Below are 3,889 nucleotides of genomic sequence, written 5' to 3'. Positions count from 1 at the left end.
CCCGGATTGCCAACCGAATTGCAAAGGGCAATTCGGGGCAATCCGACCTCTCCCCGAGGGGAGAGGAGATCGCCAGCGCCGACGCTTCTCTCTTCTCCCCAACGGGGAGAAGGTGGCCGCGAAGCGGCCGGATGAGGGGGCAGCGGCGTCGACCTCGACAATTGGTCGATCTTCAATAATCCCGCGTTTGAAAATCCCGCCAACTATAGCCAAGATGCGATCCAAAACACTTAGGCCAGAAAGGCTCCCATGTCCGAGATTGCCCACCTCGCCGCCACCATCTTCAAGCGCGCCGGCAAGGCGCGGCGCTTTGTCGTTGCCATCGCCGGCCCTCCGGGCGCCGGCAAGTCGACGCTGTCGGCGCGCCTGCATGAGCTGCTGCCGGAAGGCGCGGCCGAAATCGTGCCTATGGACGGTTTCCATTACGACGATATCGTGCTCGAGCAGCGCGGCCTGCGCGCGCGAAAGGGCGCTCCGGAAACCTTTGACTTTGCCGGCTTCGAAACCTTGCTGAAGCGCATCCGCGCCGCCGAGCCCGACATCGCCATTCCGGTGTTCGACCGCAGCATGGAGCTGTCGCGCGCGGCCGCTTCGATCATCGCCGCCGACACCAAGTTCATCCTGGTCGAAGGCAATTATTTGCTCCTTGACGAGGAACCGTGGTCGCGGCTGGCGCCGCTGTTCGATTTCTCGATCTTTGTCGATGTGCCGCGCGCCGAGCTCGAGCGCCGGCTGCTCGAGCGATGGCACGAGCATGGCCGCTCCGACGAGGACGCCCGCGCCTGGATCGCTTCCAACGACATGCCCAACATCGACCGTGTGCTTGCCCGCCGCCGCCCCGCCGATCTGGTGCTTGGCGATCAACCCTGATTCGCAAGGACCGCCCGGCCTGGAACCTTAGGACTTTCCGGCCGTTATCTCGAATACGGCAATAATGCTGACATGAGGAAGACTGTCCAATGGCTACTCCGATGGCAAACAAGGCAAGAAAGCCTGCGCCCGGCAAGGGCAGGGCAACTCGATCCAGGGCAACTGGATCAAAGGCAACTGAATCGAAGACCGGCGCTGGCCCGGCCGTTGCCGCCCGCTCCAAGGATGCAAAGCCCAGTTTTGGCAAGGCAGCACCGAAGAAAGTGACACCGACCGCCGCCAAAACCACGGCAAAACCGGCCAGGTCGAGGAAGTCGGCAAGTGGCGGCTCGATGGCGGACAGCGCGATGCGCACCGTCAAGACGACGGCCAATGTCGCCGCCGGCGCAGTTGTCGCCACCGCCAAGACCGCTGCGTCCCTCGCCGCTTCCGTCATGGGCAAGGGCGGCTCGAAACCCAAAACCAAGTCAAAATAGCCGCTTCCCGGCGCCTGCGACCGATGAGCTAGCCGCGAGCGGGGATGCTGAGACCCCTTTGCACCGCCGGCCGGGCAAGGCCGCGCTCCAGCCATGCCGCGACATGGGAAAAATCGTCGAAGCCGACAAGTTCCCTTGCCTCGTAAAAACCGATCAGATTGCGTACCCAGCCCAGCATCGAGATATCGGCGATGGTGTAATCGTCGTCCATGATCCAGCTGCGGCCCTTCAGCCTCGTCTCGAGCACACCGATCAGCCGCCGCGATTCGTCGCGATAGCGCGCCAGCGGGCGCTTGTCGGCGATTTCGCGTCCGGCGAATTTGTGGAAGAAGCCGACCTGCCCGAACATCGGCCCGATCGAGGCCATCTGGAAGAACACCCACTGGATCGTTTCGTAACGTCGCGCCGGGTCGGCCGGGATCAGCCTGCCGGTCTTGTCGGTGAGGTAGAGCAGGATGGCGCCGGATTCGAACAGCCCGATCGGCTTGCCGCCCGGGCCATCTGGATCGATCATCGCCGGGATCTTGCCGTTCGGGTTCAGCGACAGGAATTCCGGCGTCCAGCTTTCGTCCTTGCCGATGTTCACCGCATGCGCCTCGTAGGGCAGGCCGAGTTCCTCCAGCGCGATCGACACTTTTACCCCGTTCGGCGTCGGGAACGAATAGAGCTGGATGCGGCCGGGATGGCTGGCCGGCCAGCGCGTGGCGATCGGAAAGGCGGACAGGTCGGTCATCGAAACTCCTGGGATTTTTTTTCGCGCAAGCGCGCCGTCGTGGCGCGTGGCAAGACGCGTCTCGCCGAAGCTGGGGATCCGGTTGCCGTCAGACCGCCTTGAACGCCAGCACCGCATTGGTGCCGCCGAACGCAAAACCGTTGCTGATCGCCGCGCGCACCTTGCGCTCGCGCGCCACATTCGGCGTGATGTCGAGATCGCAATCGGCGTCGGTTTCGCGAAAATTGGCTGTCGGCGGCACGATGCCTTCGCGGATCGCCATCACGCAGGCGATCAGCTCCAGCGCGCCCGACGCGCCGAGGCAGTGGGCATGCATCGATTTGGTCGAGGAGATCGAAAGTTTTTGGGCATGGTCGCCGAAAACGCGCTTGATCGCCGCCGTCTCGATCTGGTCGTTGGCCTTGGTGCCGGTGCCATGCGCATTGACGTAGTCGATGTCCTCCGGGTTGAGCCTGGCATCGACGAGGCAGAAGCGCATCGCCGCCTCCGGCCCTTCGATGGTCGGCGCGACGATGTCGGAGGCATCGCCGGAAAGGCCGGCGCCGGCAATTTCGGCAAGGATCGTGGCGCCGCGCGCCATGGCATGCTCAAAAGTTTCCAGCACGACCATGCCGGCGCCTTCGCCGAGCACCAAGCCCTGGCGATCGGCCGAAAACGGCCGGCAGGTGTCGGGCGCCAGCACCCGCAGCGCCTCCCAGCCTTTCAGGATGCCCCAGACCAGCGGCGCATCGGTGCCGCCGGCGAGCATGACGTCGGCGCGGCCAAGCCTGATCTGGTCGACTGCCGAGGCAATGGCGTGATTGGACGAGGAGCAGGCCGAGGTGATGCCGAAGACCGGCCCGCGAAGGCCGAGATTCATGCTGACATGGCCGGCCGCAGCGCCCGGCATCACTTTCGGCACGGTAAAGATGCCGGTGCGGTTCTTGCCCTCGAGCAGGATGGCGCGATAGCTCTCTTCGATCGCCTCCCAGCCGCAAACGCCGACGCCGACGATGGAGCCCATCCGGTAGGTGTTGGCCGCGTGCAAGCTTAGCCCGGCTTGTTGCGCGGCCTCGCGCGCGGCGATCGTCGCCAACAGGCTGAAACGGTCCATCGACACGGCCTGCTTGCGGTCGATGCCGTGCTCGGGAAGGGTCCTGATTTCGCAGCCGACCCTGATTTTCAGGTCATACAGCTCCGAATTGACGATCGGGCCGATGGCCGAACGGCCGGCGCGCATCTCGCCCCAGATCGTCGGCACGTCGGTGCCGAGCCCGCACAGGCCGCCGATGCCGGTAATGACGACGCGCTTGTGCATTCGGTCAGGCTTTTTTCGCGATCAGCGCGCGAACCGCCTCGACCATGTCGCCGACGTTCTTCAGATTGCTCCAGGCGTCGACCGTGTTCATCTCGATCTCGATGCCATACTGTTCCTCGAGGTCGAAGATGATCTCCGTCAGTTCCAGCGAATGGATGCCAAGCGAGGTCAGTTCGGTGCTGGTGGTGATCTCTTCGCCACCCGGCTCGGCATGAGCCTTGATCTTCTCGATGATGTCCGTTGCCAGCTGGTCAGCCATTCGGTTCCTTCCCCAACCCTCGTCGTTTCCCGGCGCCAACGGATCGGCGCCCGTTTTTCCCCAGGTTCAGACCGTCACCGTCGCCTTTTATCCGGCCAGGCGTTGTGTGACCGTACCAAGACGGCTCCTCTATAGAAACCGAAACGTTGTCAAGCAACAAGCTATATGTCGACAAAGCCGCCGGGGGGGGGGGGGGGGGGGGGGGGGGGGGGGGGGGGGGGGGGGGGGGGGGGGGGGGGGGGGGGGGGGGGGGG

The 3,889-nt window shown here is 64.4% G+C and carries 5 protein-coding genes; 2 read left to right on the top strand and 3 right to left on the bottom strand.

Annotation, left to right across the window (positions count from 1 at the left end):
• The first annotated feature begins 249 nt into the window (after window positions 1-249).
• The gene (locus AC0L2C_RS15520) at window positions 250-870 is read left to right on the top strand and encodes a nucleoside triphosphate hydrolase (protein ID WP_473523752.1); all 621 of its coding nucleotides are present in this window, start codon (window positions 250-252) and stop codon (window positions 868-870) included.
• Window positions 871-959: 89 nt separating this feature from the next.
• Window positions 960-1,346 (top strand): hypothetical protein, encoded by a 387-nt coding sequence (locus AC0L2C_RS15515; RefSeq protein WP_473523751.1) that lies wholly within the window; start codon window positions 960-962, stop codon window positions 1,344-1,346.
• Between the two features lie 28 nt (window positions 1,347-1,374).
• Here AC0L2C_RS15515 and AC0L2C_RS15510 read toward each other — a convergent pair whose 3' ends face one another.
• From AC0L2C_RS15510 to AC0L2C_RS15500, 3 genes are all read right to left on the bottom strand, one after another.
• Window positions 1,375-2,079 (bottom strand): glutathione S-transferase family protein, encoded by a 705-nt coding sequence (locus AC0L2C_RS15510; protein WP_473523750.1) that lies wholly within the window; start codon window positions 2,077-2,079, stop codon window positions 1,375-1,377.
• An 88-nt stretch (window positions 2,080-2,167) separates the two neighbouring features.
• On the bottom strand, window positions 2,168-3,376 hold the full coding sequence (locus AC0L2C_RS15505; protein ID WP_473523749.1) for a beta-ketoacyl-[acyl-carrier-protein] synthase family protein: 1,209 nt from the start codon (window positions 3,374-3,376) through the stop codon (window positions 2,168-2,170).
• Window positions 3,377-3,380: 4 nt separating this feature from the next.
• On the bottom strand, window positions 3,381-3,635 hold the full coding sequence (locus tag AC0L2C_RS15500; protein ID WP_010912831.1) for an acyl carrier protein: 255 nt from the start codon (window positions 3,633-3,635) through the stop codon (window positions 3,381-3,383).
• Window positions 3,636-3,889 lie beyond the last annotated feature (254 nt).

The organism is Mesorhizobium sp. WSM4845 (genome assembly GCF_055811455.1).
Note: the sequence above shows the minus strand (reverse complement) of the source record. Positions and strands in the feature narration are given on the sequence as shown.

Excerpts from the sequence above, each read along its gene's own strand:
- AC0L2C_RS15520 (WP_473523752.1), top strand. The coding sequence starts at position 250 with ATGTCCGAGATTGCCCACCTCGCCGCCACCATCTTCAAGCGCGCCGGC.
- AC0L2C_RS15515 (WP_473523751.1), top strand. The coding sequence starts at position 960 with ATGGCTACTCCGATGGCAAACAAGGCAAGAAAGCCTGCGCCCGGCAAG.
- AC0L2C_RS15510 (WP_473523750.1), bottom strand. The coding sequence starts at position 2,079 with ATGACCGACCTGTCCGCCTTTCCGATCGCCACGCGCTGGCCGGCCAGC.
- AC0L2C_RS15505 (WP_473523749.1), bottom strand. The coding sequence starts at position 3,376 with ATGCACAAGCGCGTCGTCATTACCGGCATCGGCGGCCTGTGCGGGCTC.
- AC0L2C_RS15500 (WP_010912831.1), bottom strand. The coding sequence starts at position 3,635 with ATGGCTGACCAGCTGGCAACGGACATCATCGAGAAGATCAAGGCTCAT.